Below are 25,864 nucleotides of genomic sequence, written 5' to 3'. Positions count from 1 at the left end.
GATGTAAGGCCACCGCCATGCCACTGAACCGCTTATTGCTCTGGGCCGTGATCGCATTCGGCCTCGATCGCCTCTCCAAGCTCGTCATCGTTGAATGGATGAACCTCAAGGAGCGAGGCGTGATCATCTTCCTCGATCCCTATTTGAACTTCGCGATGGGCTGGAATCGCGGCATCAATTTCGGGCTGTTTGCCGATGATGCGGAAACGGCAAAGTGGATCCTGATCATTGTCGCGTTCGGGATTTCGGGGTGGCTGTTCTGGTGGGCCCGCAGGCAGTCAGCTCGGCTCATCCATATCGGAGCGGGCCTGGTCATCGGGGGTGCGTTGGGCAACGTATGGGACCGCTTTCAATATGGTGCTGTCGCGGACTATCTGAACATGAGTTGTTGCGGCATTCGCAATCCGTACACCTTTAACGTCGCGGACATCTTCATCTTTGCCGGTGCCGCCCTCTTGATCTTTGCTACCAATCGCGAAGACAAGAAAGCGTGACTGCACCCCGCGCATATCGTAGAGAGATTTGCATGACCCGGAACCTGACCCGAACCGCCCGCCTTTCGCTCTGCCTCGTCACGGCTTCGCTGACGCTTGCTGCATGTGGCGATGACCTGGATGAGAACCGTTCGCTGCTAGAGCGTTTCAGCATTGCCCAGGGTGGCCCGGACGAATTCCTCGTTATCGAGCGTGCGCCGATTGAGATCCCAGCAGACATACGTGCGTTGCCCACGCCAAATCCGGGCCAACGCAGCCGGGTTGAGCCGCAGGTCGATGTGCTTATCGCACAGGCCTTCGGTTCGAATGCGGCGCTGCAAAGCTCTGTCACGGTCTCGGGTGGCGAACTTGCCCTGTTACGGGCTGCTGGCGCCACTGATGTGCCAGAGGGAACGCGCGAGCTGATTGAGGCTGAGCATGTCGCCCGCGTGGCAGCAGGTGTCGATGCCGAAGGCCTGTTCGATGTGCTGATCCCTAACCTTGGCGACCCGTACCGGGAGGATCAGCTTGATCCTGTCGAAGAAGTGATCCGCCTTCGTCGGCTTTATCCCGGCATTGTGACCCCCGCAGCACCGCTGGACGAATAGACGCAATAGACTTTGCGCCGACGCGCACCCATGTTGTCAGGCAGCGCCACGACATGGGAGAATTGTCTTGATCCGATTGCTTTTGATCGCACTGACTGCGACGGGGATTGCCACGGCCTCCTCCGCGCAGATTGAGGTCACGACCCATACGCTCGACAATGGAATGGACATTGTCGTGATCCCGGACAATCGCGCGCCTGTGGTCACGCATATGGTCTGGTACCGGGTCGGCGCAGCGGATGAACCACCGGGAAAATCAGGGATCGCTCACTATCTTGAGCACCTGATGTTCAAAGGAACCGAGGCCATCCCAGATGGCGAATTTTCCGACATTATTGCCGCGAATGGAGGGGAGGAGAACGCGTTCACCTCTCAGGACTACACTGGCTATTTCCAACGAATTGCCGCAGATCGCCTTGCTCTCGTAATGGAGCTTGAGGCAGATCGGATGCAGAACCTCGTGATTTCCGAGGATAGCTGGCTGGCCGAGCGTGATGTGATCCTCGAAGAGCGGCGCAGCCGCGTGGATGCAAGCCCTGGTGCAATGCTGGCAGAGCAGCGCACCGCCGCGCTCTATATGAACCATCCCTACAGCACTCCAATCATCGGATGGGAGCATGAGATTGACATGCTGACGCGGCAGGATGCGTTGGACTTCTATGATCTCTACTATGCGCCCAACAATGCGATCCTGATCGTTGCCGGTGACGTCGAACCGGATGAAGTGATTGCATTGGCCGAAGAGCATTATGGCCCTGCCGAACCGTCGGACAGTTTGCCTGAGCGTGTGAGGCCTCAGGAACCGCCTCAACTTTCGCCCCGGCGCCTGTCCTATACCGATCCACGGGTCCGTCAGCCCTATATCGTACGTTCATACCTTGCGACGGAGCGGGATGCCGGCGCTCAGGATGAAGCGGCCGCATTGTCGATATTGGCTGATTTGTTAGGTGGTGGTGTCACATCCGTGCTGAACGAGGACCTGGTGCTGGACCAGCAAATCGCCCTTAGCGCAGGTGCCTTTTACGGCGGTACCGCACTCGACACGACATCGTTCGGGTTCTTCGTTGTTCCAACTGTGGATACGAGTCTCGAAGATGCGGAGGCCGCCCTTGATGCATCCCTCGCCCGCTTTCTAGAGGAGGGGCCGGATCCGGAGGCACTGGAACGGATCAAGGTTCAGGTCCGCGCGTCAGAGATTTACGCCCGTGATAGTCTTCAAGGTCTCGCCCGAACCTTTGGTACGGCACTGACCAGCGGATTGGCCGTGGAAGATGTGCTGAGCTGGCCGGACACGCTGGCCGCCGTGACCGAAGAGGATGTCATGACCGCAGCACGCAACCTGCTTGACCTTCGTAGATCAGTGACGGCCAGCCTCCTTCAGCCGGATGTTGAGCCCGAACCTGTCTCCGTGACAACTCAAACTATTGAAGCCGACGACGAGGAGCAATCCGAATGACCCGCCTCCTGCTGATCATCACCGTTCTCCTTGTTGGCCTCGTCCCCGCGCGTGCTGCAACCGAGATTGAAGAGGTTGTCACGCCAGATGGCATCACCTTCTGGCTGACCGAAGAACCCTCCATCCCCATCGTAAGTCTTGAGATTCGGATCGAAGGGGGCAGCTCACTCGATCCAATTGGTAAGGAAGGCCTCGCAGTGATGGTCATGTCGCTACTGGAAGAAGGTGCGGGCGATCTCGACAACACCGAGTTCGCAACCCGCTTGGAAGAGCTTGCCGCCGCCTTCACCTTTGAAGCCAATCGAGACAGCGTGACAATCTCCGCCACCATGTTGCGGGAAAACCGGCAGGATGTGGCAGAGCTGCTGCGCCTGGCCGTACAGGAGCCGCGGTTTGACGCGGACGCGCTGCAACGTGTGACAGCACAATTGCTTTCCATCATTCGATCCGAGGAAACGAACCCGGATCGCATCGCGTCACAACGCTTCTTCGAACTTGCCTTCCCCGATCATCCTTACGCGCGCCCGACCAATGGGACGTTTGACAGCGTGACCACCTTCACGACCGAGGATCTGGCGCAGCACCATGCCGAGCTTCTGGTTCAAAACCGCGTGCTCGTCAGCGTGGTCGGCGCTGTTTCCGCAGAAGAGGCATCTGCGCTGGTCGACACAGTCGTCTCCGATCTGCCCGTGGGTGGTCTCGCGCTGCCGGAACCCGCTGATATCGCTTTGGATGGTGGAGTTCACGTGTTCGATCTGCCCTCGCCGCAGTCTGATGCATTGTTTGGACATGTCGGCCTTGCTCGCGACGATCCGGACTTCATCCCAGCCTTCGTGATGAACCGTATCCTTGGGGGCGGCGGCTTCACCTCGCGCCTCACATCCGAAGTGCGGGAGGAGCGCGGCCTGACATATGGAATCAGCACGTTCCTTGCCCCGCTGGAATATGCGCCCCTCTATCTGGGGTCCGTTTCATCCGCGAATGAAACCATGGCCGAGGCGATCGAGATCGTCCGTGCCGAGTGGGCCCGTCTGGCCGATGGCGGTGTGACGGAACAGGAATTGGACGCCGCAAAACGCTTCCTCACCGGCGCCTATCCGCTGCGCTTTGATACAAATGCGAAGATCGCCGATATTCTGGTTGGGGTGCAGGCCGGAGAGTTGGGTATCGACTATACTCAACGCCGCAACAGCTTGATCGAAGCGGTCACGCTTGACGATGTATCCCGTGTGGCACGCCGGCTACTTGACGCGGACGCGCTAACCTTTGTCGTGGTTGGCCAGCCCGAAGGCTTGGAATAGCTCAAAGGCCGGGAATGTTCCCGGCCTTTATCCTCACTCAGACGGCTCTTCGGGTGCAGCAGGGTCTGGGGTCTTGCGCGCCGGCACCTCCGTCGGTGCACCGCTGAAGTCTTTTTCGCGGTAAAGGGCGAATTTGATGATCCTTGCGGGATTGCCCGCGACCGTCGCGCCTGCGGGAACATCGTGGGTGACGACACTGCCCGCACCGATGATTGCATCATTTCCGATCGTGACGCCGGGCAGGATAATGGCATGACCACCGATCCAGACATTGCGCCCGATGCTGACCGGGCGCCCAATCTCCAGCCCGGCCGCGCGAACTGCAGGATCCCGTGGATGGTCCGCTGCATAGATCTGCACACCCGGCCCGATCTGCGTCTTGTCGCCAATCGTGATCGGGCAGACATCCAACAGCACGCAGCCATAATTCATGAACACATCTGCGCCGAGATGAATATTGTAGCCGTAATCCACTCGGAACGGTGCGCGGATCGCGCCCGCCTCACCAAGCGTGCCCAAAAGATCTGTCAGAATCGTTCGGCGAATGGCCGCGTCAGCAAGCGTCGTGGAATTGTAGCGCTGCATCGCAAGTTGGGCGCGCATCCGATCCTCTGCCAACTCGGCAGCACCGGGCCGATATAAATCACCCCGAGTCATCTTGATCCGCTCGCTCATCGACTCTCTCCCGTCCCAAAGGCTGTCAGACCCACATATGAATGTTTCATAACAAATGTCTCGCCATTTATCGGCAAGCCATCATTTATGGCCAGTCAGGTATCAAAAGAATGGTGACCCCGGCAGGATTCGAACCTGCAACCTGCCCCTTAGGAGGGGGCTGCTCTATCCAGTTGAGCCACGGGGCCAGCGTGGCGGACACTGCCCCACCGATCCAAGATCGTCAATTATGGCCTTTCGTCCAAGCCCGATCCCTGACTTACTGTGCTCATAGCCTGCCTGAGGGGGAAAGGACGGGATATGCGTGTTGCTCTGACCGCATTGCTTTGCTTGATGATTGCGGGCTGTGCACCGCTTCAGATCACCGCCTCTCGGACCGATCGCTTCTCACAGGAACTGATCGACGATCTTGGTGGCCGGTTCGGCGATCCGGCGATTCAATCCTATGTCGAAGACATTGGGTACGAGATACTCGATGCCATTGGACGGCCGCATAGCGAGTTTCGCTTCATTGTTGCCGACAGCCATGTCAGCAATGCGTTCGCACTGCCTAACGGCGACATCATTGTCACACGCCGTATGGTTGGCACCTCGCGCGATCGGGCGGAACTTGCCGCTGTCATCGCTCATGAAATCGCCCATGTGACCGCAGGTCACTCGGTTCAGATGATCGGGCGTCGCAACGAGCTGATCGAGGTTGCGCGAAGCGATCTTCGGGGCGGAATGCCGTTTGATGTCAATCAGGTCAACGATGGTATCACGCGGCAACTGGCCGCCTTCAATCGCACACAGGAACAGGATGCGGACAACCTCGCGATCGGGTATGCGCAAGCAGCGGGCTTTGATCCGGTTGCGCATCTGGACCGATTGGCCGCGTACCTGCGCGAAGAAGAGCTCGACATCGCAACCGGTCGTTTGCCGCCGGGGGCCATGAGGCCCAGCGTCTATGATCGCCATCCACCGACAGCCGCGCGCTTAGCCATTGCCCGTACAAATGTTGCCCGGTTTCCACCCGGCGGAGAGCGGGGGCGCGGGCAGCATCTCGCAATCACTGACGGTTTGCTCTGGAGCGAAAGCGGCAGCGGCTTTCTTGCGCGCGGGGCTCGGCTGTACGATCGATCAGCCGGACTGTCATTCCGCCTGCCAGTGGAGTTCAGTGCAATGCCGGACGGTGATCGCGCGCTGCTTGTTTCAGACGATCTTCTAGTGCTGATCCGTCGTGCCGCCGATGGCGTGGCCAGGCGCGAGGGCATGACGGCAGGGGCATCGGGTCGCAGAGGTGCGCTCTCAATTGGCTCAGACACCATTTCGAGCGCACAGACCCCGGGCGGCGTGGAAACGATGGTCCGATTGATAGCGGCGCGTGCAGCAGGGGCTGAGTACCGCATTGCGGCACTGACGCCGCCTGATCAGGGTGCGCGAGCCCGTCTGGCGTCACTCGATCAACTGCTCGACGGTTCCAGGGCATTTGCACCTGGTGGCGACAATGCCCCCGCGCCGCGCCGACTGAGCACGATCACGGTGGATCCAAACGATACGGTTGCAAGTCTTGCGCGCCGCATGGCAGTTGAAGACAACGCTGTCGAACGCTTCCTATTGCTCAACAACATTCCTGCGGGAAGCTCCCTTGCACCCGGCACGCAGGTCCGCTTGATTGTCGAATGACCCTACCTTCTGCACTCCGAACTGAATTGATTGGCCGTCGCTACATCGACGGGACAGAAGAGCCGCAACTGCAAAGTGATGGATTGACCAACGAGGTCTGGCGGGTTGGTCGCGTCGGCGTGAAACTGTTTCGGAGCGCTGAGACATCACCCCTATTCCCCAATGCACCGGTCGCGGAATGGGATGCATTGCACCGTTTTGCACCAACCGGGATCGCTCCGACGCCGCTCGATTTGTTCACTCATCGAGGACAGGCAGTCTTGGTGTACGAATGGGCGAATGCTGATGGCGGTGAAGTGTCAGCAAAATCACTCGGAGCGATCTTGTCTAGGGTGCACAGACCGGCCGATGTTGGGGACGTCGGACGGGATCCTCACGCTGACGGCACCGCTATATTGAAAGAGTGTGCGGATCAGTCGCTTTGGCAGCTGGCCCCGGAACGCGTTGTCATCTCCTCACCTGCGGTCCAGTTGCATGGCGACCCGGTGCCGGGAAATACCGTGCAAACATCATCCGGCCTGCAGCTTATCGATTGGCAGGCGGCCAATTGCGGAACCGCATGGCACGACATCGCAATTGCGGTTTCGCCAGCAATGCGGATCGTGGCAGGCCTGCAACCATGGACTGAGGCGGAGCGTCGGGATTTGATCCGAACCGCCGGTCTGGATCCGGAAACCTGGCATGATCTCGCCCCGGCCTATCACTGGCGCATGGCGTGTCATTGCCAATGGCGGATCGAGCGCGGACATGCAGCCTATCAGGCTGGGCTGGTTGCCGAGATCAGAGCAGCGTTGCGATCCACAAACCAAGTAGCGTAAAGCCTGCGCCCGCTCCCATGCCAAGCAGCCCGATGCCCCAACTGGAAGATTTGCCACGGGAGGGTTTTTCACCCTCGCCCCGATTGCGGTTGATCAACGCTTCCTCAGCCATACGCGGAAGGAGCGGGCCAAACCTGGATAGGATGCGCACGGTCTCGAACAAGTCGCGTGCAACGGCACCGGGGCCGATATTGTCGCGGACATATCGCTCCACGACCGGTTTTGACGTTTCCCACATATTCATACGGGGATCGAGCGAACGTCCAACCCCTTCAACAACAACCATCGTGCGTTGTAGCAGGATCAGCTCCAGCCGAGTCTCCATCCCGAACCGCTCTGTCACGTCGAAGAGATGGGCCAAGAGGCGAGCCATAGAGATCTTAGATGCATCCTGTCCAAAGATCGGGGCAGCGACCGTGCGAAGTGCCTGGGCAAATTCGTCCATATCGCGATCTGCAGGGACATAACCTGCCTCGAAATGGACCTCTGCCACGCGGCGATAGTCCTGGCGCAGAAAGCCATAGACGATCTCGGCAAAAACACGCCGGGTATAGGCGTCGATGCGCCCCATAATGCCGAAATCGAGCGCAATCAGGTCACCCTCGGGACCAACCTTCAAATTTCCCTGATGCATGTCGGCGTGAAAGAAACCATCTCGCAATGCATGGTTCAGAAAAACCTGAACGACGCGCGCGCCCATTTCTTCCATATCGATACCTTGGGCACGCAGCGCCTCCACATCACCCATATTGGTGCCCGTCACCCACTGAGAGGTCATAACGGTTGAGGCGGAAAGCTCCCAAATTACCTCGGGCACCCTAAATCCCGCATCATCAGCTGAATTGGCAGCAAATTCTGCTGCCGCGGCGGCTTCTAGCCGAAAGTCCAACTCCTGCTGCACGACGCCATCGAAATGCGCAATGACGTCCGTTGGTTTAAGGCGGCGGGTCTTGGGCGCGAACCGCTCAATGGTTCGAGCAACGAAATAGAAGGCGGAGATATCGCGAGCGAACGCCCTTGCGATACCCGGGCGCTGAATTTTGACGGCAACCGTCTCCCCGGTGTCGGCACGGACAGCACGATGGACCTGCGCAATCGAGGCTGCGGCAATCGGCTCGCCAAATTCAGCGAACAGCGCCTCAACCGGTGCACCAAGTTCGAACTCAACGGCCCTGCGCGCGCGGTCCATCGAGAACGGCGGCAGCTTGTCCTGCAAGACACGAAGCTGCAGGCTCAACTCAGGGCCAGTCACATCAGGACGGGTGGACAGGATCTGTCCAAATTTCACGTATGAGGGGCCAAGCGCCTGAATTGCACGCACGACAGGTGGCAAACTGGGGTCGCCCTTTTCCCCCAGCCACTGAACGGGCCACATCAGAACTTTTGCCGCTACACGCAATCCTGTCGGAGCTTCGAGCGTGCGCATAGCCTCATCCAAGGCACCCGTTCGCTGGAACGTCGCGCCGGTGCGAACGAGCCGCCAGAGATCAGAGAAAAAGCTCAAATCTTCCACCCGGAATGCAGCGCGGCGATACCCATCGTCAAATTGCGATACTTGACCTGCTCAAAGCCTGCGGTGCGGATCATGGATGCAAACTTGTCCTGATCGGGAAACCTACGGATTGATTCAACAAGGTATTGGTAGCTTGCGCTGTCGTTCGCGATCACCTGACCCATACGGGGGATAATGTTGAACGAATAGAGGTCATAGACCTTCTGCATCAGATCATTGGGGATCTGCGAAAACTCCAGGCACAGGAAACGTCCACCCGGCTTGAGCACGCGGTACGCCTCGGACAAGGCATCCTCGATCCGTGTGACATTCCGAATACCAAAGCTGATGGTGTAGACGTCGAATGTGTTATCCGCGAATGGCAGCGCCATCGCGTCTCCGACAATCCATTCCATTGGCGCGCCCTGCGCCTCTGGTCGCAGCTTGCCCTCTTCCAGCATCGCAGCGGTCATGTCGCAGACTGTGGCCCTGCCCCCACCGCGGTTAAGGAAGCGGAACGCCACATCGCCCGTGCCGCCCGCAACATCAAGCATGTGTTGATGCGGACGTGGGGCCAGCCAATCCATCATCGCATCTTTCCAGATACGATGGATGCCCATACTCATCACATCGTTCATGACATCATATTTAGAAGCGACGTTTGAGAAGACGCCGTGCACGCGCCCTGCTTTCTCTGCCTCCGGCACGTCCTCAAAACCGAAATGTGTGGTCTTCTCGATCTCGGACATCTTGCGCTCCGTCACTTGGCATATTGCTGTGCAACCTAGTGATTTCCCGGGTAATGGAAAGCGCCAGACGTACGATTGCGGCGGAGCATCGCAGAGGTTATCCATAACATTCACCAAATGCAGGATGACCAATGCCCGAGTTGCCTGAGGTCGAAACGGTCCGACGTGGGCTGACACCCGTGATGGAGGGGCGCCAGATTGTGCGTGCTCAGGTGCGTCGGCCAGATCTGCGCTGGCCGCTGCCCGTTCAGATGGAAGATCGACTGACTGGCAAGCGCGTGCTGCGACTGGGTCGACGATCAAAGTACCTAATGGCGGAACTCGATTCAGGTGAGACCCTTATCATCCATCTCGGCATGTCGGGCCGTATGTTGATTGCAAAAGGCGATGAACGGGCCACGCAAGCGGGCGCGTTCTATTATAATCATCCGGCACCCGAAAAGCATGACCATGTCATCTTCGACATGGAAGACGGCACACGCGTAACCTTCAACGATGCCAGACGTTTCGGCGCGATGGACCTCGCCCCGACTGCAACAGTTGAGTCTCACAAACTGATTGCAGTGCTCGGACCAGAGCCGTTCGACAACGCCTTCAACGACAGGTACCTGGCGGCAAAACTGAAGGGACGGGCGACACCCATCAAATCGGCACTACTCGATCAGCGAATCGTGGCGGGTCTGGGAAATATCTACGTTTGTGAGGCGCTCTGGCGCACCGGGCTCCACCCGACCCGGCAGGCCCGTGACGTTACGGCCCGACAAATCTCATCTCTCACCACACAGATTCGCAATGTTCTGACAGACGCGATCGAAGCTGGCGGGTCCAGCCTGCGGGACTACCGCCAGGCAGATGGCGAACTTGGCTATTTTCAGCATAGTTTTGCAGTCTACGGGCGAGAAGGTGAACCATGTCGAACCACCGGATGTGATGGCGAAATCGGGCGTGTTGTTCAATCGGGACGGTCGAGTTTTTACTGCCCTATCTGTCAGGGTTGAAACCCAAAAGCGCTTGCAATCCGGGCCATGTGCCGTCAAATCGCCGTTCACATGCACGTCTTCGGCAGGAAGGGATGGACTTCATGGCCTATGAAATGCTGATCACGGAGATCTCCGACTATGTTGGTGTGATCCGACTGAACCGCCCCGATGCACTCAATGCTCTAAACGCGCAGTTGCTGCGGGAATTGGCTGATGTGCTCGGTCAGTGGGACACTGATGACGATGTTCGCGCCATCGTCCTGACCGGCTCTGAGAAGGCCTTCGCTGCCGGCGCGGACATTAAGGAAATGTCTGAGAAGAGCTTCGTTGACATGTTCGGCTCTGACTATTTCACGAACGAGACGGAAGCCGTTTCGCGGGTTCGCAAGCCGATCATCGCCGCGGTTTCTGGTTTCGCGCTAGGTGGCGGGTGCGAGCTTGCCATGATGTGCGACTTCATCATCTGCTCGGACACTGCAAAATTCGGTCAGCCAGAGATCAACCTTGGCGTCATGGCCGGTATAGGCGGCACGCAGCGCCTGACCCGCCTGGTCGGGAAGTCGAAAGCCATGGAGATGAACCTGACAGGTCGTTTCATGGATGCTGAGGAGGCAGAGCGTGCGGGCCTTGTATCCAGGGTTGTCCCCGCGAAAGATCTGATGGACGACGCCATGAAAACGGCAGGTAAGATTGCCGAGAAGTCTCAGATTGCCGTCATGGCCGTGAAAGAAGCCGTCAATCGCTCCTACGAGACGACGCAGCGCGAGGGCCTGCTGTTTGAGCGTCGGGTCTTCCACTCCCTCTTTGCCACTGAAGATCAGGCCGAGGGCATGGCGGCGTTTACCGAAAAACGCTCCCCAAAGTTTCGCGACAGTTAATTCGCTGCCGCGCCGTTGACACATCCGAGCCGTGGCGCTAATGCAGCGGCTCATTCTTTGAAGAAAGACCGGAATCAGACATGGCAAATTCGCCTTCCGCTAAAAAGCGCGTGCGCCAGATTGAGCGCCGCACCCTCGTAAACACGGCCCGCCGTTCGCGCATCCGCACGTTCCTGCGCAAGGTCGAAGAAGCAATCGCAAGTGGCGATCAGGATGCAGCTAAGACCGCTCTCCAGAACGCACAGCCTGAAATCATGCGTGGCGTGACCAAGGGTGTTCTTCATAAGAACACTGCATCTCGCAAGGTTTCCCGCCTCGCGAGCCGCGTTAAGGCAATGGCCTGATCGCTTAACCCTTTCGGGTTGAATTGGAATTTGGGCGTGCGGTGGCGCGCCCTTTTTCATGTCTGAAACCAACACCTGTTGCCGAGATGCCAAAACGCGAAGCCGCGTTAATGTTCTTTCTTTGTCCCGGTTGCCAGAATCGAGCCTCACTTCTACGGTCCTAACACTGCAAGACGCAGCTTGTGGATCAGAAATTGAAGACAATCACTATATTCGAGCGTGAAATTCCGCGGCTCGAGGTAGTAAATATTTGTCCTTAAATCTGAGAAAATGAAGTCGAAGGGCGCCGCCAGCTGCGTCTTAATTCGATTTACTTGACGTTACTAATCAGGAGGCCCAGCGTGCCAAATATAGAGCAGTTTACCCCGACAGAAGCGTATGAAGCGCTCCGGGAGGATGAAACTGCCGCGCTGGTCGACGTTCGTTCACGGGCAGAATGGACATTCGTCGGTCTTCCTGATCTGGCCGAACTGGGTCGAGATACGATTCTCGCCGAGTGGCGCCAGTTTCCTGGCATGACGCCAAATCCGTCCTTTCTCGATGATATGACCCGGCAGATGGGTGGCACCACCCCACAGACCGTTTTGTTCATCTGTCGTTCGGGCGCGCGATCGCAGGACGCAGCGATCGCGGTATCGCAGCTGATGGAGGAGGCAGGCACTCCCATCCGTTGCATCAACGTTGCTGAAGGGTTCGAGGGTGACCTCGACGGCAGCGGTAAGAGGGGCGGTTTGAACGGCTGGAAAGCTGCGAACCTTCCTTGGAAGCAAAGCTGACGGGATCCAATAGGACCCGTCCAAAAGAAAAGCCTGCCGAGATTGCAACAATCCGGCCACGATGACTGTTTGGGGACGGACATGACGCAAGCTGCTGCCTGGGGACGTATCTGCACGGATCTGCAAAAGAGCCTCGGACACGAGGCCTATAAGAGTTGGATTGATCCTCTCGTCTTGGATTGCGTGGATGGTTCGGTTGCGAAATTCAACGCGCCGACCTCCTTTATCGGACGCTGGGTCGATCGCAACTATGGCTCGCAGATCTGCGCAGGCTTCCTGAAAGAAGGCGTACCGGTGACGAAATTGGCGTTCAGCGTCGTGCGTGCCGCGAACGTAGCCAAAGCTGCACCAGCCCAAGCTGCGATGCCCGCAACACCATCCGCGGCAGAGGACGAATTGCCAGGATCGCCGCTCGATCCGAAATACACGTTCAACAGTTTCGTGGTTGGTAAACCCAACGAGCTCGCCCACGCGGCCGCGCGGCGCGTCGCCGAGAACCGCGAAGTCAGCTTTAACCCACTCTTTCTTTACGGCGGTGTCGGGCTCGGAAAGACCCACCTGATGCATGCAATCGCGTGGAAACTTCAGGAGGAAAACCCGGGGTTTCGCGTGCTCTATCTCTCGGCAGAGCAGTTCATGTACCGCTTCGTTCAGGCGCTTCGCTTCAAGGACATGATCTCGTTCAAAGAGCTGTTCCGCTCGGTGGACGTCCTGATGGTGGACGATGTCCAATTCATCGCGGGTAAGGATTCAACACAGGAAGAATTCTTCCATACTTTCAACGCCCTGATTGATCAAAACAAACAAGTGATCATTTCAGCGGACAGGGCGCCCGGGGAAATTGAAGGGATCGAGGATCGCATTCGTTCGCGCCTTCAGTGGGGCCTTGTCGTCGATTTGCATCCGACAGATTTCGAGCTTCGTCTCGGCATCTTGCAGTCTAAGCTGGAAGGCCAGCTTGCAATGCACCCCGACGTGCAGATCGAGGAGAAAGTCATCGACTTTCTGGCACATCGCATCTCGACAAACGTGCGAGTGCTTGAGGGCGCCCTGACCCGGCTGTTTGCTTTCGCATCTCTCGTCGGACGCCGGATCGATCTGGACATGACGCAGGAATGTCTGGCCGATCTTCTGCGCGCCTCGCAGCGCAAGGTAACAATCGAAGAGATCATCCGGAAGGTCGCAGATCACTACAACCTGCGCATGAATGATCTTTTGTCAGCGCGTCGCGCGCGCGCCATCGCGCGACCGCGACAGGTTGCGATGTTCCTTGCAAAGACCCTGACATCGAAATCCCTTCCGGAGATTGGCCGCAAGTTCGGTGGCAGGGACCACACAACTGTGATTCACGCCGTGAAAAAGATCGAAGAGCTCAAGCATACTGACAGCCAGATCGCTGAAGATGTCGAGCTGCTACGCCGGATGCTGGAAGCTTAAAGCGACGGGTTGAAACGATCCCGTATCCGGGTGGCGCGCCGCCGTCCTGCGATGCCCACTTCTGTATCCAGCCACTCATCACTGCTGTCAGCGGCAAGCAGGTAGGTTTGCATCACGGCGGCGCGGGCCTGTTCGACAGCCCATCCGTCATCTGCCCCCGACGCACCTGGCAGGGGCTCAAACTCGGCCATCAAGTGACGCCAGCGGTGTAGGGCCGCAATGCGCACGGAGGCGACCTGCTCGACGGGAAGGTCGACCAAATCGTCTGACTGCTCCAACAGCGCAGTCAGTGCCAAAGCAATCTCGTCGAATTCTTGCCGCAGATTTTCGGGTCTGAAGGGCTTCACCGCATCCGGTGGGAGTGTGAGACGGCCACGCGCCACGATAGCCCGGACGGGAATGGCTTGTTCAACGGAAATATCCGTTTCCGGGCGGATGTGAAGGCCCCGCCGCACCGAACGAAACCCGGCTCTGCTTAACCTATCCCGCTCCTCAGGGCGCAAATCCGTAACATGGACGAGCAGCCAGCTTGGCGCCTCAATCGGGGAGCGCGCGGCATATAAGCGCCGAACAGCGCGCCCTGCGGTGATCCTTCTGGATGTCGAAAAGCCGTAGCCAGCAGCACCATCGACCGTCTGGGCGCGAACCAGATCACCAGCTTGCACAGCCCTGACAAGCGCTGTGCGGACAGCGCCTTTCGAATAGCCCAATCCCGCCAGAAGGCTCTGAAGCCCTCCGGCCGTCAGAACACCACCGCGTGGCATCCCGACATCGATGAAGATCGTCATCAAGACCGAACGGAGCGGGACGCGAGCTTTGGAACCAGCGTTAAGCAATGCAGCCGCGGGCCCGATATCAGCATCCTCTGACATCAACACACCGTATCATTCGACCCGTTGATCGTGGCAGCGACCCTGGCTCAACCAATTGCACAGTGAACGCATCTGAGCATTGACCGTGGAGCCGTTCCGTAAGCGGCTCAACACCGGCAAGACCCTCCACCTCGACACGCGCCCGATCCAAGTCGCCATCACGGAGGCGTACGATACGGTAATGCGGGGTCAGGCCATCGATCGCCAAAATCTCTGCCTCGATCCGGGTTGGCAATATGCGTTCCCCTCTGAGTTCAACAATATCGTCCAAACGGCCCTGAATGCGGCTGATCCGTTGCTCCCCATTCGGTCCGTCTGGCTGCCGCATTGCGATATCCCGGGTGCGGAAGCGCAGAACCGGGAAAGCTTCGGTAGCAAGGCTGGTCAGGACCAACTCACCCGGCTCGCCGGACACTAAACTTTGGCCAGTGTCAGGATCGACAATCTCAGCCAGAAAGCGATGCGGCGTCACTGTAAGCGGCCCCTGCCCCATGGCGACACCGGGGCCGCCAAGTTCTGCCAGACCGTATATGTCAGCAACAGCAATATCGAAGACCCGCTCAATCCATTGGAGCAAAGCATCGCTCATCGGCTCGCCCCCCAGGAGGGCGAATTCCAGGGCAGTATCACGCGGATCAAATCCGGCACGACCCATAGCGTCATGGAGAGCAATCATCTGCGATGGCGTGGCGCAGATGCATTGCACTGCGCCATAAACGATCTGATCCAGATGCTGGGGCCGCAGGTCACCAGATAGCGGAAAGGCGACACATCCAGCGCGTACCACCCCCCGTTGCAGGGCCTGAGCATCGGCAAGCCGGTCAGTCCCATGCAAGACCGCAACCAACGAACCTTCGGCCAAACCGATCTGCCTGATTGCGGACGCAATTGTCTCGGCTGAGGCGGTGGCATCATTCGCAGTCTCACCGCTCAGAACCGCAGGGCCAGTTGTGCCCGAAGTCGCAAGAACCCGTACCAACTCCGACTGCGGCACCGCCGACATCGCCAGCATGGGATATGCGCGCAAGTCGCCTTTGGTGGTGAGCGGCAAGCTGGAAAAAACCTTTTGATCAAGCTGTTCTATCCAGCCTGAGCCGCCGAAATTGGCCAGCACCGAATAGTGCGGAACATGCTCAATCGCGTACCCAACACTCCATTGAAGCTGCCTTCGGGTCTGCTCATCGAACTCATGTGCCATCTGACCTCCCCCAGCCGTCGCATTGGTCACGGTGAAGGCCGCAGCCTGACCGGTCAAGGTGAAGTGAGAGCAGGAAACAGCCGCCCCCCTCTTTCACACCCGTCTTCGACGGGCATATATGGACACTATGACTGAAAACGATCAAACGCACTCTGCCCAACCATCACGTGAACCGTCCATCGCCCTGCTTTGGATACTGGTGGGGGTAATGATCGTCATTGAGATCGCGGCTTCCCTGGGGGATGCCGGGGTAGGGCCAGTCAGCCGCAACACTCTGATGTACTATGGAGCGTTCTGGATAACGTTGCTTGACGGAATGTCGGGCCTGTTTCGCGGCCAGCAATGGACAATGTTCCTATCGCACGCCTTCTTGCATGGCGGCGCAGCCCACGTCGCGATGAACACTGTCGTCCTGCTTTCTGTTGGGAAGCTTGTCGCAACGATCTGCGGGCAGTTTCGGGCCCTCATCCTGTTTGCACTGACCGCGATCGCAGGCGGCATCGGTTTCTGGCTGCTGGCGCCTGTCGAGTTGGTGCCAATGGTCGGCGCATCCGGTGCGGTCTTCGGCTTTCTGGGGGCATGGAAGCGATGGGAATTCAACGCGCTGCGCGCGACCGGTCAATCGGTACGGGGGGTCGGACTATTCGTGCTCGGCATGATCGTATTGAACATTGCCCTCGCTTTCGCGCTTCAGGGCGGATTGGCCTGGCAGGCCCACCTTGGCGGTGGGGTTGCAGGCTGGCTGATCGCGCCTTACCTCGCACGGCGCCCCGGACGGGCATGAAGGAGATCGCGATGAGCGAACAACAAAGATTTCCCGGATGGCACGGCACGACGATTGTGGCCGTGCGCAAGAACGGCAAGGTGGCTGTCGTAGGCGATGGCCAGGTCAGTGTAGGACCGACTGTTATGAAAGGAACTGCGCGCAAGGTGCGTCGCCTTTCGCCTGATGGGTCCGATGTTATATGCGGGTTTGCAGGATCGACCGCAGACGCGTTCACGTTGCTGGAGCGTTTGGAGGCAAAGCTAGAGGCTGCACCAGGCCAATTGGCGCGGGCCTGTGTCGACCTCGCCAAAGACTGGCGGACGGATAAGTATCTGCGGAACCTCGAAGCGATGCTGATTGTCACCGATGGTCGTGACCTGTTCATTGTCACCGGTGCAGGTGATGTGTTGGAGCCCGAGCATGACATCGCCGCAGTGGGTTCCGGCGGGAATTTCGCATTGGCTGCTGCGCGCGCGCTGATGGATCAGGAGATGGATGCAGAGGCGATTGCGCGGCGGGCTCTCTCCATTGCAGCCGACATTTGTGTCTACACCAACGGCAATGCCGTGGTCGAAGTCATCGGATAACAGGATCGGCGGCTATGAACGATCTCGCACTGGTCATCACAGGCGGCCTTGTCGGCGCGTTCATCAGCCCGCTCTTGCTTGAAATGTGGCGTCAGCACCAACGTGAGAAACGCTGGGCACGGCCGCGCAAAGAGCTGCTACGCAAGATGCTGAGCGCGAGTAATCGCACATTCACGTCTATCGAACGTCTATCGCGCACAATCGGTGCCAGCGAAGATGAAACCCGTTCGCTGCTCATCGAACTCGACGCACGTGGCGGGCGGATGAAGAGTGGCAAGGAAGCTTGGGCGCTCATCTCTCGTGCGCCGCTGGATCAGGACCAGGAGCCGGCCGACGACTTCTGAGCGCCGCGTCTCGAACCTTGCGCCCCGGCCGCATGCGCTTATCTGGGGGACAGCAAAGAGGATTATGCATGACTGACCTTACCCCGCGCGAAATCGTTTCGGAGCTTGACCGTTTCATCATCGGGCAGAAGGACGCGAAACGCGCCGTCTCAGTCGCGCTGCGCAATCGTTGGCGTCGCCGCCAATTGGATGATGCGATGGCCGAGGAGGTCTATCCAAAGAACATCCTGATGATTGGGCCGACGGGCGTCGGCAAGACCGAAATCAGCCGACGTTTGGCAAAACTGGCGCGCGCGCCTTTCATCAAGGTTGAGGCCACGAAATTTACCGAGGTTGGCTATGTCGGTCGCGATGTGGAACAGATCATCCGCGATCTTGTCGATGCGTCCATTGCGATGACCCGTGATTTCAAGCGGGAGGAAGTGAAAGCGCGCGCCCACGAAGCCGCCGAGGCGCGGGTCATCGCGGCCCTTGCCGGTGACGGCGCACGCGAACAGACGCGCGAGATGTTCCGAAAGAAGCTTCGCGACGGTTTGCTTGATGACACCGAGATCGAATTGGAGGTCCGCGATACCTCGAATCCGTTGGGTGGCATGGACATCCCCGGAATGCCTCCGGGCGGTGGTCAGATGATGGATCTGGGTGCGCTGTTCGGCAAGGCGATGGGCGGGCGCACGGTTCGCAAGAAGATGCGTGTCGCCGACAGCTATGAAGTGCTGATCGCGGAAGAGGCTGACGCGCTGCTTGACGAGGAAGCGCTGACACGGGACGCGGTACAGGCCGTTGAACAATCCGGGATCGTGTTCCTGGATGAAATCGACAAGGTGGCCACCCGCCAGGATGCACGTGGCGGTGAGGTCAGTCGTGAAGGTGTTCAGCGCGACCTGCTGCCACTGATCGAGGGAACAACCGTTTCCACCAAGCACGGACCGGTGAAAACGGATCATATTCTGTTCATTGCAAGTGGCGCGTTCCACATCGCAAAACCCTCGGACCTGCTGCCTGAGCTTCAGGGCCGTCTTCCAATCCGGGTCGAGCTTCGCGCACTGACGGAGGAAGATTTCGTCCGCATCCTAACGGAAACCGACAACGCGCTTACCCGTCAGTACACGGCCTTGCTGGGCACTGAAGGTGTCACGGTGACGTTTACCGAAGACGGCATTGCAGCGCTCGCGCGCATCGCGGCAGAGGTGAACACGAATGTGGAGAATATCGGCGCACGCAGGCTCTACACAGTGCTTGAACGGGTGTTTGAAGAACTCAGCTTCACCGCACCGGACCGTTCGGGGGAGAGCATCGAAGTGGACGCTGCGTTCGTCGAAACCCATCTGGGCGAACTGAGCCGGTCGACAGATCTCAGCCGCTACGTGCTGTAGACGGTACCGCCATCACAGCACGCGCGCTTTTCCACTTTCGGCTGAGAGTTTGCGGGTTTTGGCAAAGAGGCGCCCCTGCTTGATGCGGAGTGGAACCGTGCGCAGCTCCGGCCTACAATAGCACAATGACGCTTCTCGCCTGTCCTGCCTGTGATCTGTTGCACGAGGTGCCTGACCTTGCGCCGGGACGCCGCGCACGGTGTCGCCGGTGCGATACAGTCATCGTATCGGGCCAACGGGTTTCGCTAGACCGCACATTGGCGATGGCGGTTGCTGTGACGGTTCTAATCTTCTTCGCATTGTTCTTCCCGTTTCTCTCGATCAGTGAGCTGGGCTTGTCGAACTCGGCCACTCTGATCGAAATCGCGTTGGTCTTCATGTCGGGCTGGACCGCACCGCTTACTATTGCCGTCGCACTGACAATTGTGGGTATTCCGTTTCTGCGTGCGGCAATCCTTGTCTACGCGCTCGGCCCCATTCGTTTCGGTTACCCCATTCCCGACAAGGCGGCGCAGGCTTTCCGGCTCAGCCAGGCTCTGCGACCCTGGGCAATGGCGGAGATCTTTTTTTTGGGGTCGGCTGTTGCGTTGGTGAAAATCATCGATCTGGCCCATGTTGGGTTTGGCGCGGCCTTCTGGGCGTTTTGCGCCGCCACACTTATCATCGCTTTCGAGCGCAACACGACGGATTCTGCAGCGATATGGTCCCTGATCGACGATATGGAGTGACAGCGCGCGAGGCCGGTCTGGTCGCGTGCCATCGTTGCGAACTGGTATCTGAAAAGGATTTGCAAAGGTGCCCGCGATGCAATGCGCGGCTACGTTCGCGTAAGCCGCAATCCTTGCAAAGGGTCTGGGCGTGGTGGATTGCTGGCTTTCTCGCCTACATTCCGGCGAACCTGTACCCAATGCTAACCACGCGCCAGCTTGGCCGCGAAAGTGCAGATACGATCATTGGCGGCGTGATTGTCTTGATCGAATATGGCAGCGTCGGAATTGCGCTTATCATCTTTGTGGCATCTGTGGTCGTGCCGATGAGCAAATTCCTGGTCATTGCCTTACTTGCACTGTCGATTATGCGGCCCTCCCGCCTCAGTCAAAAAGCCCGCATCCATCTGCACGAAGTCATCGAATTTGTTGGTCGATGGTCGATGGTCGACGTCTTTGTTGTGGCCTTGCTGGCAGCGCTGGTCCAATTGGGTGCTGCAGCAGAGGTGAACCCCGGGCCTGCAGCGATTTGTTTTGCATTGTCCGTCGCTTTCACGATGCTGTCCGCGCAGGCATTTGACCCCCGACTGATCTGGGACACCCTTCCAGCAAAATCAAAGATGGAGAAACAGGCGTGACTGACGGACCGGCAGAGCCCCGTATAGAAGAGCGCCGACCTCCGCTTTGGGAGCGGGTTTCGATCGTCTGGCTCGTACCAGTTTTCGCAGTATTGGTCGCGCTCTATGTCGCCTGGCAAACTTGGTCTGATCGCGGTCCGGTCATTTTTGTGTCTTTCGAAAATGCGGCCGGCCTCGTGGCCGGGCAAACACCTGTTCGGTATCGCGATGTCCGTGTCGGCACCGTTGAGGGCATCGCATTTTCCAGCGACCTCTCCGAAGTTCTGGTTGAGGTACGGGTTTCGCCAGATTTGGCCTCCTATTTCACGAAAGAAGCTGAATTCTGGATTGTCCGTCCTGAGATCAGCGCACAGGGCATCTCCGGTTTGAACACAGTGCTCAGCGGCACCTATATCGGTGCAGAACTGCCCAGTACGCCGGGTCCTGTTGAAAGGCAGTTCGAAGGGCTAGAACGTGCGCCGTTGACCCCGATTGACCAACCCGGACTTCGGATCACGCTTCGCTCCTACGGGACTGCATCACTGGGAGTTGGCGCACCAATCCTGTATCGCGGTGTCGAGGTCGGACAGATTGAGGATCTGACATTGTCAGATGACGGCCAATCGGTGATCTATACCGCATTCATCAATGCCCCTTACAATGAGTTCGTTACAGAAGGCTCCCGCTTTTGGAACGCCTCTGGCTTCTCATTTGAATTGGGGTTATCCGGTGCTCAGCTCAACGTTGGGTCTCTCGTCTCACTTTTGCGCGGTGGCGTGACATTCGAAACGGTTTTTGACGGCGGCGGTCCGGCCAGTAGCGGTCGCGGTTTCCGCCTCTACGAGTCTGCAAGCGCGGCGCAATCCTCACTCTTCGACACGGCGACCAAAACGCCCGTTACGATCGGAACTGTTTTTGAAGGCTCCATTGGCGGGCTGACGGTGGGATCAACGGTCAGCTATCGCGGCGTTCCAGTCGGTCGTGTGTCCAGCGTCTCAACCCGGCTGACGTCCCGTGATGGCGCGAGCCGCGTCGAACTGCTGGCAGGGTTCGAAGTCGAGCCAGGGCGACTTGGCCTGCCACCTGATGCGCAGCCCGGCGATACGCTTGAATTGCTCGCGAACCTTGTTGAAAGCAACGCCCTGCGCGCAAGGCTAAGCTCCTCCACAATCCTGTCGGGTTCCCGCCAAATCGACTTGGTCGAGATGCCGGATGCACCAGCGGACATACTGCGTCTCGACGCGGAACCGTTCCCGATGATGCCTGCCGCATTCTCCGAGGCGGACTCAATGGCGCAGACCGCATCAGAGGTGCTGAACCGTGTTGATCAGCTGCCCCTTGCAGAGGTCCTCGCCTCCGCGACGCAGGCCATGGACTCTGTGACGCTGCTTCTGCGCGATCCGTCGACCCGCTCGCTCCCCGCCGGCCTTAACGGCATGCTGGGAGATATTCGGGGGCTTTTGCAGTCAGAGGGCGTACAGCGCGCGCCTGAAGAAGTACTGGCTTCGCTTCAATCGGTTCGTGCTTTGCTTCAGCAGGCAGAGGAGGCGGCCCTCGTCGATGCATTGACCCAGGCGTTACAGGACGCATCGGCCGCGGCCCAAACGCTGACCGACGCAACGGACACCCTGACGCCTGAATTGGGAACAGCTGTGAGCTATGCGCAGACGACGCTGCGCGCGGCCTCCGATCTGATCGCAAATCCGGCAACACAACGCCTGCCGGGGACAACAGCCAACGTGCTCGCCGGTTTGCGTGATCTGGTCAACAACCCCGAATTTCAGAACGCGCCAAACCAGCTGGGCGATGCACTGGCGCGGGTGAACACGATCCTGACCCAGCTTGAGAACGCCGCCATCGCTGACCGGCTTGCAAGCTCGCTCGACAGCGCTGAGGTCGCGGCGGATCGCATTGGGGCGCTGGTACTGAATGCCGAGACTCTGCCAGAAGATGTCGCGGAATTACTAGCGCGCGGCAGCTCGACACTTGAGAGTGTCTCCACCCTCCTCGACGATCCGGCGACGCGCGCCCTACCCGGCACCGCGCAAGGTGCGTTGAGCGATCTACGCACCATTCTCGGCGATCCGGCTACGACCGCACTTCCGGGTGAGGCACGTGATATGCTGCGGGTCGCAAGGCGGTTCTTTGAGGATGTTGAGGCAGCTGCCCTTCCCGAACGGCTCGCGACAGCTCTGGACGGCGCGACAACGGCCGCTGATGAGTTGGCTGCGCTCGCTTCCGCGTCGGCAGACATACCCGGAAACGTAAACGAGCTTGTCCTGCGCGGTGGAGAGGTTGTCGACGCCGCGGGTCGCCTTGTGGCTGACCCAGCGCTCAGCGCTCTTCCGCGTGAAGCCACCTCGGCGCTTGAAGATTTGCGCGCGCTCCTCAACGATCCGGCGACGCGCGCGCTCCCCGCAACACTGAACGCCTCCATTGGCGCGGCGGAGACCCTTTTGGACCAGATGCTCGAAGGACAGCTGGCGCAGACGTTGACCACGACCCTGCAAGATGCGAGCCGCGCCGCTGCCTCCATCGCAGACGCATCTGACGGCGTGCCGGGCTTGATCGATGAACTCAATCTGTTGGCGGTTCGTGCAAACGAAGTGCCGCTCGATCAGTTGGCACGGGACGTGCAAAATCTCGTGCGCAGCGCTGACAATGTGTTGAGCGCGCCGGGCGCGGAGGAGCTTCCAGCCGCATTGACCGAAAGCCTGCGTGAGTTGCGATTAACCCTGCAAGAATTGCGCGGCGCGGGCATTGGCGATGGTTTGAGCGGTGCACTGACCAGCGCGACGGAAGCGGCCGATGCCATCGCAATCGCCGCGCGGGGTGTCCCGGCGCTGCTGACCCGCTTGGATCGGATCGCGAACACGGCGGATGCAACCTTGCTGAGCTATGGCGAAGGGTCAGAAGTGAACGAGGCAGCGCTGCGCGCATTGGCGGAAATCCGTGACGCCGCTCGTGATATTGGCGCGCTCGTGCGCACCATCGAACGCAATCCAAACTCCGTTCTCTTTGGCCGGTAAGGAGAATTTCCATGATCCGTCCCCTCTTGATCCTTTGCGTTCTCGCGCTTGGTGCGTGCACGTCTCCGCCCGATCCTCGGCTGCTGTTGCCCGGCGCACAGCCTATGACCGGCGGGGTGACTGTCGCGCGCAGTGTCGAGATCCGCGAAATCTCTCTGCCCTACTACGCAGAGGGTGAGGAAGTCGCGATCCTTGGGGAGAACGGGACCGTTGAAATCCTCGACAGCCTGCTTTGGGCCGATCTGCCCCCGCGCGCCTTGACCCTGCGGCTGGCCGAAACTCTGGCCCGTGCACTTCCCCAAACTGCGGTAGCAGCAGAGCCTTGGCCTTTGCTGAGCCGCGCGGAACTGAGCGTCAATGTTCAGGTATCTCGCATTCTTGGCGCACCGGGCGGCGTGCTGGATTTTGAGGGACAATATTTCATCGTAGCAGAGGATCGCGGCAGCTACGAACGCGCCCGCGCCTTCGATCTCAGCCTGCCAGTGACGAGTGTTGGGGCCGGCGGTATTGCATCAGCGCAGGCACGCGCAATTGAGGAACTGGCAACACTGATTACAACGGATCTGGCCGGTGTAACCACCCGCGACCTCGGACGCCGCTGATGCCCAGCGAACAGCAGGATTTCGATCCAGATATCTTGTTTGCGCGCCCACTAATGGCCCATTTGGCCACCAGCGGAGCGGGTGGTGCCGCCTTTGGCAGTCCAGTCTGGTTTCTTTGGGAGGAGGGAGCTTTCTGGACGATCGGTGATCTGTCCAGCAGTTTTCTGAAACGCCTCGGGGTCCAGCCTGTTTGTGCCGTAACGATCACAGAGTTCGACGCTGAAGAAGGTATCCTCCTGCATCTCGGCCTACGCGGTCGCGCAGATGTTCTTCCGATGGATGCGGCGCGGTTCCGACGTTTGTTGGCGAGATATCTTGGCCCAGACCCAACAACATGGAACCCATGGTTCATCGACAACATAGCTGCCATCGATGATCCGGACGGACGGCTGATCCGAATTGCGCCAGATCATCTGGTCACGAAGAATGTCAGCTACTTTCGGACCGGGCCAAATATCATTCAGCCTTAGCGATCACTGTCCTGCCAGCGTGGGTTGATCCATGGCTGCGCATTGGATCGGGCCAACTTGCGTCCCAAAATGTGGTCCGCGGCCTTTTCGCCAACCATGATAGATGGGCCATTCAGATTGCCGTTCGGCACTCGCGGAAAAATCGAGCTATCGGCAAGACGTAGGCCGTCTACGCCGATGACTTTGCAATCAGCATCAACCACCGCCATTGGATCATCCCGCCGCCCCATCTTTGCAGTGCCACAGGGGTGATAGGCACTCTCGGCATGCTCGGCGATCACCGCGTCAATCTCATCATCGCTTTGAACGGAGGCGCCTGGCTTGATCTCCTTGCCGCGATAGGGGTCAAAGGCAGGCTGTGCAAAAATCTCGCGCGTCAGCCTGATACAGTGGCGAAAGTCGGCGCGATCCTCTTCGTTGTCGAGATAGTTAAACTGGATCACCGGTGCTGCCGTTGCAGTTGCATCCCGCAACCGGACAGTACCGCGAGAGCGTGCGCGCATCGGTCCGACATGGGCTTGATACCCATGCCCCTCTGCTGCGGCCTTTCCGTCATACCGCACGGCGAAGGGCAGGAAGTGATATTGGATGTCAGGATACTCGACACCGGGTTTGGATCGCAGGAACGCCGCGCTTTCGAATTGGTTGGATGCACCCAATCCAGTGCCGGTGAAAAGCCACTGTGCCCCCAAAATCGCCTTTGAGAACAGGTTCCAGTGCTTATAGAGCGTGATTGGTTGAGTGCAGGCCTGCTGAACATAGAACTCCAGATGATCCTGAAGGTTCGAGCCGACGCCGGGCCGATCCGCGATAACCTCAATATCATGCTCTGCCAGATGGGCGGCTGGGCCGATGCCAGACAGCATCAACAGTTTTGGCGAGTTGAAAGCAGAAGCGGCAAGGATCACCTCCTCGCGCGCGCGCACGACATCGGTGCGACCCGAGCGGGCGACAGCCACGCCCCGGGCACGCCCCTGTTCGATGACCACTTTCTCGGCAAGACCGCGCAGGACGGTGCAGTGCCCGGTTTTCTTGGCAGGTTCCAGATAGGCTTTTGCTGCCGACCAACGCCGTCCCTTTCGGATCGTCGCCTCCATGGCGCCGAAACCTTCCTGTTTCTCACCATTATAGTCGTCGGTGGTCTCAAAGCCTGCCTGCGCGCCCGCTTCGACAAATGCATGGAATAGCGGGTTTGTTCTGGGTCCGCGGCTGACGGTCAGCGGGCCGTCTTTTCCCCGCCAATCACTCTCACCCGCGGTCCAACCCTCCATTCGCTTGAAGTAGGGCAACACGTCCGCATAGGCCCAACCATCCGCGCCACTTTCAGCCCAGTGGTCGTAGTCGCGGGCATGCCCGCGCACATAGACCATCCCGTTAATTGACGATGATCCGCCCAGAACTTTGCCACGCGGCGCAGCCAACCGCCGATTGTTCAGATGCGGTTCCGGCTCGGTCGTGTAGCCCCAATCATATATCGGCATATTCATGGGATAGCTCAGAGCCGCGGGCATCTGGATCAGAGGTCCTGCGTCGGTTCCGCCCGCCTCAATCACGATGACGGACTTTCCCGCCTCGGCCAGTCGAAAGGCCATCGCGGATCCTGCAGAACCGGACCCGACGATTACGTAATCTGCCTCCATGCTC

26 protein-coding genes and 1 tRNA gene are annotated in these 25,864 nt (G+C 58.9%); 20 read left to right on the top strand and 7 right to left on the bottom strand.

The window, feature by feature from the left end; genetic code table 11:
• Window positions 1-17: 17 nt before the first annotated feature.
• From lspA to POI8812_RS03725, 4 genes are all read left to right on the top strand, one after another.
• Window positions 18-494, top strand: coding sequence for a signal peptidase II (gene lspA / locus POI8812_RS03740; RefSeq protein ID WP_108781159.1), 477 nt, complete (start codon window positions 18-20; stop codon window positions 492-494).
• Window positions 495-526: 32 nt separating this feature from the next.
• The gene (locus POI8812_RS03735) at window positions 527-1,081 is read left to right on the top strand and encodes a DUF3035 domain-containing protein (RefSeq protein ID WP_108781158.1); all 555 of its coding nucleotides are present in this window, start codon (window positions 527-529) and stop codon (window positions 1,079-1,081) included.
• A gap of 61 nt (window positions 1,082-1,142) precedes the next feature.
• Entirely contained in the window at window positions 1,143-2,537 is a 1,395-nt protein-coding gene (locus POI8812_RS03730; protein ID WP_181377184.1) for a M16 family metallopeptidase, read from the top strand.
• Window positions 2,534-3,838, top strand: a complete 1,305-nt coding sequence (locus POI8812_RS03725; RefSeq protein WP_108781157.1) for a M16 family metallopeptidase — start codon at window positions 2,534-2,536, stop codon at window positions 3,836-3,838. The genes POI8812_RS03730 and POI8812_RS03725 overlap by 4 nt, the downstream gene beginning before the upstream one ends.
• Window positions 3,839-3,871: 33 nt before the next feature.
• Here POI8812_RS03725 and POI8812_RS03720 read toward each other — a convergent pair whose 3' ends face one another.
• Both POI8812_RS03720 and POI8812_RS03715 read right to left on the bottom strand, forming a co-directional pair.
• Complete coding sequence (locus POI8812_RS03720; protein WP_108781156.1) at window positions 3,872-4,513, bottom strand: sugar O-acetyltransferase; 642 nt, start codon at window positions 4,511-4,513, stop codon at window positions 3,872-3,874.
• A gap of 111 nt (window positions 4,514-4,624) precedes the next feature.
• A tRNA-Arg gene (locus tag POI8812_RS03715) sits at window positions 4,625-4,701 on the bottom strand.
• A 112-nt stretch (window positions 4,702-4,813) separates the two neighbouring features.
• Between POI8812_RS03715 and POI8812_RS03710 the strand changes: the two genes are divergently transcribed.
• Window positions 4,814-6,178 carry a M48 family metalloprotease gene (locus POI8812_RS03710; RefSeq protein WP_108781155.1) on the top strand — a complete coding sequence of 455 codons (1,365 nt, stop codon included), beginning with the start codon at window positions 4,814-4,816 and terminating at the stop codon, window positions 6,176-6,178.
• Window positions 6,175-6,996, top strand: a complete 822-nt coding sequence (locus tag POI8812_RS03705; protein WP_108781154.1) for a phosphotransferase — start codon at window positions 6,175-6,177, stop codon at window positions 6,994-6,996. The genes POI8812_RS03710 and POI8812_RS03705 overlap by 4 nt, the downstream gene beginning before the upstream one ends.
• On the opposite strand, the gene ubiB is transcribed toward POI8812_RS03705, so the two are convergent.
• Window positions 6,959-8,509 (bottom strand): 2-polyprenylphenol 6-hydroxylase, encoded by a 1,551-nt coding sequence (gene ubiB, locus POI8812_RS03700; RefSeq protein WP_370739566.1) that lies wholly within the window; start codon window positions 8,507-8,509, stop codon window positions 6,959-6,961. The genes POI8812_RS03705 and ubiB overlap by 38 nt on opposite strands.
• Window positions 8,497-9,237, bottom strand: a complete 741-nt coding sequence (gene ubiE, locus POI8812_RS03695; RefSeq protein WP_108781152.1) for a bifunctional demethylmenaquinone methyltransferase/2-methoxy-6-polyprenyl-1,4-benzoquinol methylase UbiE — start codon at window positions 9,235-9,237, stop codon at window positions 8,497-8,499. The genes ubiB and ubiE overlap by 13 nt, the downstream gene beginning before the upstream one ends.
• 131 nt (window positions 9,238-9,368) lie before the next feature.
• Here ubiE and mutM point away from each other — a divergent pair, with 131 nt between their 5' ends.
• From mutM to dnaA, 5 genes are all read left to right on the top strand, one after another.
• The gene (gene mutM / locus POI8812_RS03690; RefSeq protein WP_108781151.1) at window positions 9,369-10,235 is read left to right on the top strand and encodes a bifunctional DNA-formamidopyrimidine glycosylase/DNA-(apurinic or apyrimidinic site) lyase; all 867 of its coding nucleotides are present in this window, start codon (window positions 9,369-9,371) and stop codon (window positions 10,233-10,235) included.
• An 83-nt stretch (window positions 10,236-10,318) separates the two neighbouring features.
• Entirely contained in the window at window positions 10,319-11,095 is a 777-nt protein-coding gene (locus POI8812_RS03685; RefSeq protein WP_108781512.1) for an enoyl-CoA hydratase, read from the top strand.
• Between the two features lie 80 nt (window positions 11,096-11,175).
• Window positions 11,176-11,439, top strand: a complete 264-nt coding sequence (gene rpsT, locus POI8812_RS03680; RefSeq protein WP_108781150.1) for a 30S ribosomal protein S20 — start codon at window positions 11,176-11,178, stop codon at window positions 11,437-11,439.
• Between the two features lie 341 nt (window positions 11,440-11,780).
• Entirely contained in the window at window positions 11,781-12,215 is a 435-nt protein-coding gene (locus tag POI8812_RS03675; RefSeq protein WP_245895240.1) for a rhodanese-like domain-containing protein, read from the top strand.
• A gap of 81 nt (window positions 12,216-12,296) precedes the next feature.
• The gene (dnaA, locus tag POI8812_RS03670) at window positions 12,297-13,652 is read left to right on the top strand and encodes a chromosomal replication initiator protein DnaA (RefSeq protein WP_108781149.1); all 1,356 of its coding nucleotides are present in this window, start codon (window positions 12,297-12,299) and stop codon (window positions 13,650-13,652) included.
• On the opposite strand, the gene POI8812_RS03665 is transcribed toward dnaA, so the two are convergent.
• Together POI8812_RS03665 and POI8812_RS03660 are read right to left on the bottom strand one after the other, a co-directional pair.
• Entirely contained in the window at window positions 13,649-14,524 is an 876-nt protein-coding gene (locus POI8812_RS03665) for a hypothetical protein (protein ID WP_108781148.1), read from the bottom strand. The two genes, dnaA and POI8812_RS03665, sit on opposite strands and share 4 nt — an antisense overlap.
• Complete coding sequence (locus POI8812_RS03660; RefSeq protein WP_146186115.1) at window positions 14,508-15,722, bottom strand: phenylacetate--CoA ligase family protein; 1,215 nt, start codon at window positions 15,720-15,722, stop codon at window positions 14,508-14,510. The genes POI8812_RS03665 and POI8812_RS03660 overlap by 17 nt, the downstream gene beginning before the upstream one ends.
• 208 nt (window positions 15,723-15,930) lie before the next feature.
• Between POI8812_RS03660 and POI8812_RS03655 the strand changes: the two genes are divergently transcribed.
• From POI8812_RS03655 to POI8812_RS03615, 9 genes are all read left to right on the top strand, one after another.
• On the top strand, window positions 15,931-16,506 hold the full coding sequence (locus tag POI8812_RS03655) for a rhomboid family intramembrane serine protease (protein ID WP_162844874.1): 576 nt from the start codon (window positions 15,931-15,933) through the stop codon (window positions 16,504-16,506).
• A gap of 11 nt (window positions 16,507-16,517) precedes the next feature.
• Window positions 16,518-17,075 carry an ATP-dependent protease subunit HslV gene (gene hslV / locus POI8812_RS03650; RefSeq protein ID WP_108781510.1) on the top strand — a complete coding sequence of 186 codons (558 nt, stop codon included), beginning with the start codon at window positions 16,518-16,520 and terminating at the stop codon, window positions 17,073-17,075.
• Between the two features lie 14 nt (window positions 17,076-17,089).
• Window positions 17,090-17,419, top strand: a complete 330-nt coding sequence (locus POI8812_RS03645; RefSeq protein ID WP_108781145.1) for a hypothetical protein — start codon at window positions 17,090-17,092, stop codon at window positions 17,417-17,419.
• 68 nt (window positions 17,420-17,487) lie between these two features.
• Window positions 17,488-18,795: an ATP-dependent protease ATPase subunit HslU gene (gene hslU / locus POI8812_RS03640; RefSeq protein ID WP_108781144.1), complete on the top strand. Its 1,308-nt coding sequence runs from the start codon at window positions 17,488-17,490 to the stop codon at window positions 18,793-18,795.
• A 125-nt stretch (window positions 18,796-18,920) separates the two neighbouring features.
• Window positions 18,921-19,523, top strand: coding sequence for a paraquat-inducible protein A (locus tag POI8812_RS03635; protein ID WP_108781143.1), 603 nt, complete (start codon window positions 18,921-18,923; stop codon window positions 19,521-19,523).
• Window positions 19,496-20,140 (top strand): paraquat-inducible protein A, encoded by a 645-nt coding sequence (locus tag POI8812_RS03630; RefSeq protein WP_108781142.1) that lies wholly within the window; start codon window positions 19,496-19,498, stop codon window positions 20,138-20,140. Before POI8812_RS03635 ends, POI8812_RS03630 begins: the two co-directional genes overlap by 28 nt.
• Complete coding sequence (locus POI8812_RS03625; protein WP_108781141.1) at window positions 20,137-23,148, top strand: MlaD family protein; 3,012 nt, start codon at window positions 20,137-20,139, stop codon at window positions 23,146-23,148. Before POI8812_RS03630 ends, POI8812_RS03625 begins: the two co-directional genes overlap by 4 nt.
• 11 nt (window positions 23,149-23,159) lie before the next feature.
• Complete coding sequence (locus POI8812_RS03620) at window positions 23,160-23,750, top strand: PqiC family protein (protein ID WP_108781140.1); 591 nt, start codon at window positions 23,160-23,162, stop codon at window positions 23,748-23,750.
• Window positions 23,750-24,220, top strand: coding sequence for a pyridoxamine 5'-phosphate oxidase family protein (locus POI8812_RS03615; RefSeq protein WP_108781139.1), 471 nt, complete (start codon window positions 23,750-23,752; stop codon window positions 24,218-24,220). The genes POI8812_RS03620 and POI8812_RS03615 overlap by 1 nt, the downstream gene beginning before the upstream one ends.
• Here the strand turns inward: POI8812_RS03615 and betA are convergent.
• On the bottom strand, window positions 24,217-25,860 hold the full coding sequence (gene betA / locus POI8812_RS03610) for a choline dehydrogenase (protein ID WP_108781509.1): 1,644 nt from the start codon (window positions 25,858-25,860) through the stop codon (window positions 24,217-24,219). The two genes, POI8812_RS03615 and betA, sit on opposite strands and share 4 nt — an antisense overlap.
• Window positions 25,861-25,864: the final 4 nt, after the last annotated feature.

The sequence above is a fragment of the Pontivivens insulae genome (assembly GCF_900302495.1).
Taxonomy (GTDB): Bacteria; Pseudomonadota; Alphaproteobacteria; order Rhodobacterales; family Rhodobacteraceae; genus Pontivivens; species Pontivivens insulae.
The sequence above is the reverse complement of the archived record's forward strand: the minus strand, read 5'-3'. Positions and strand labels throughout refer to the sequence as shown.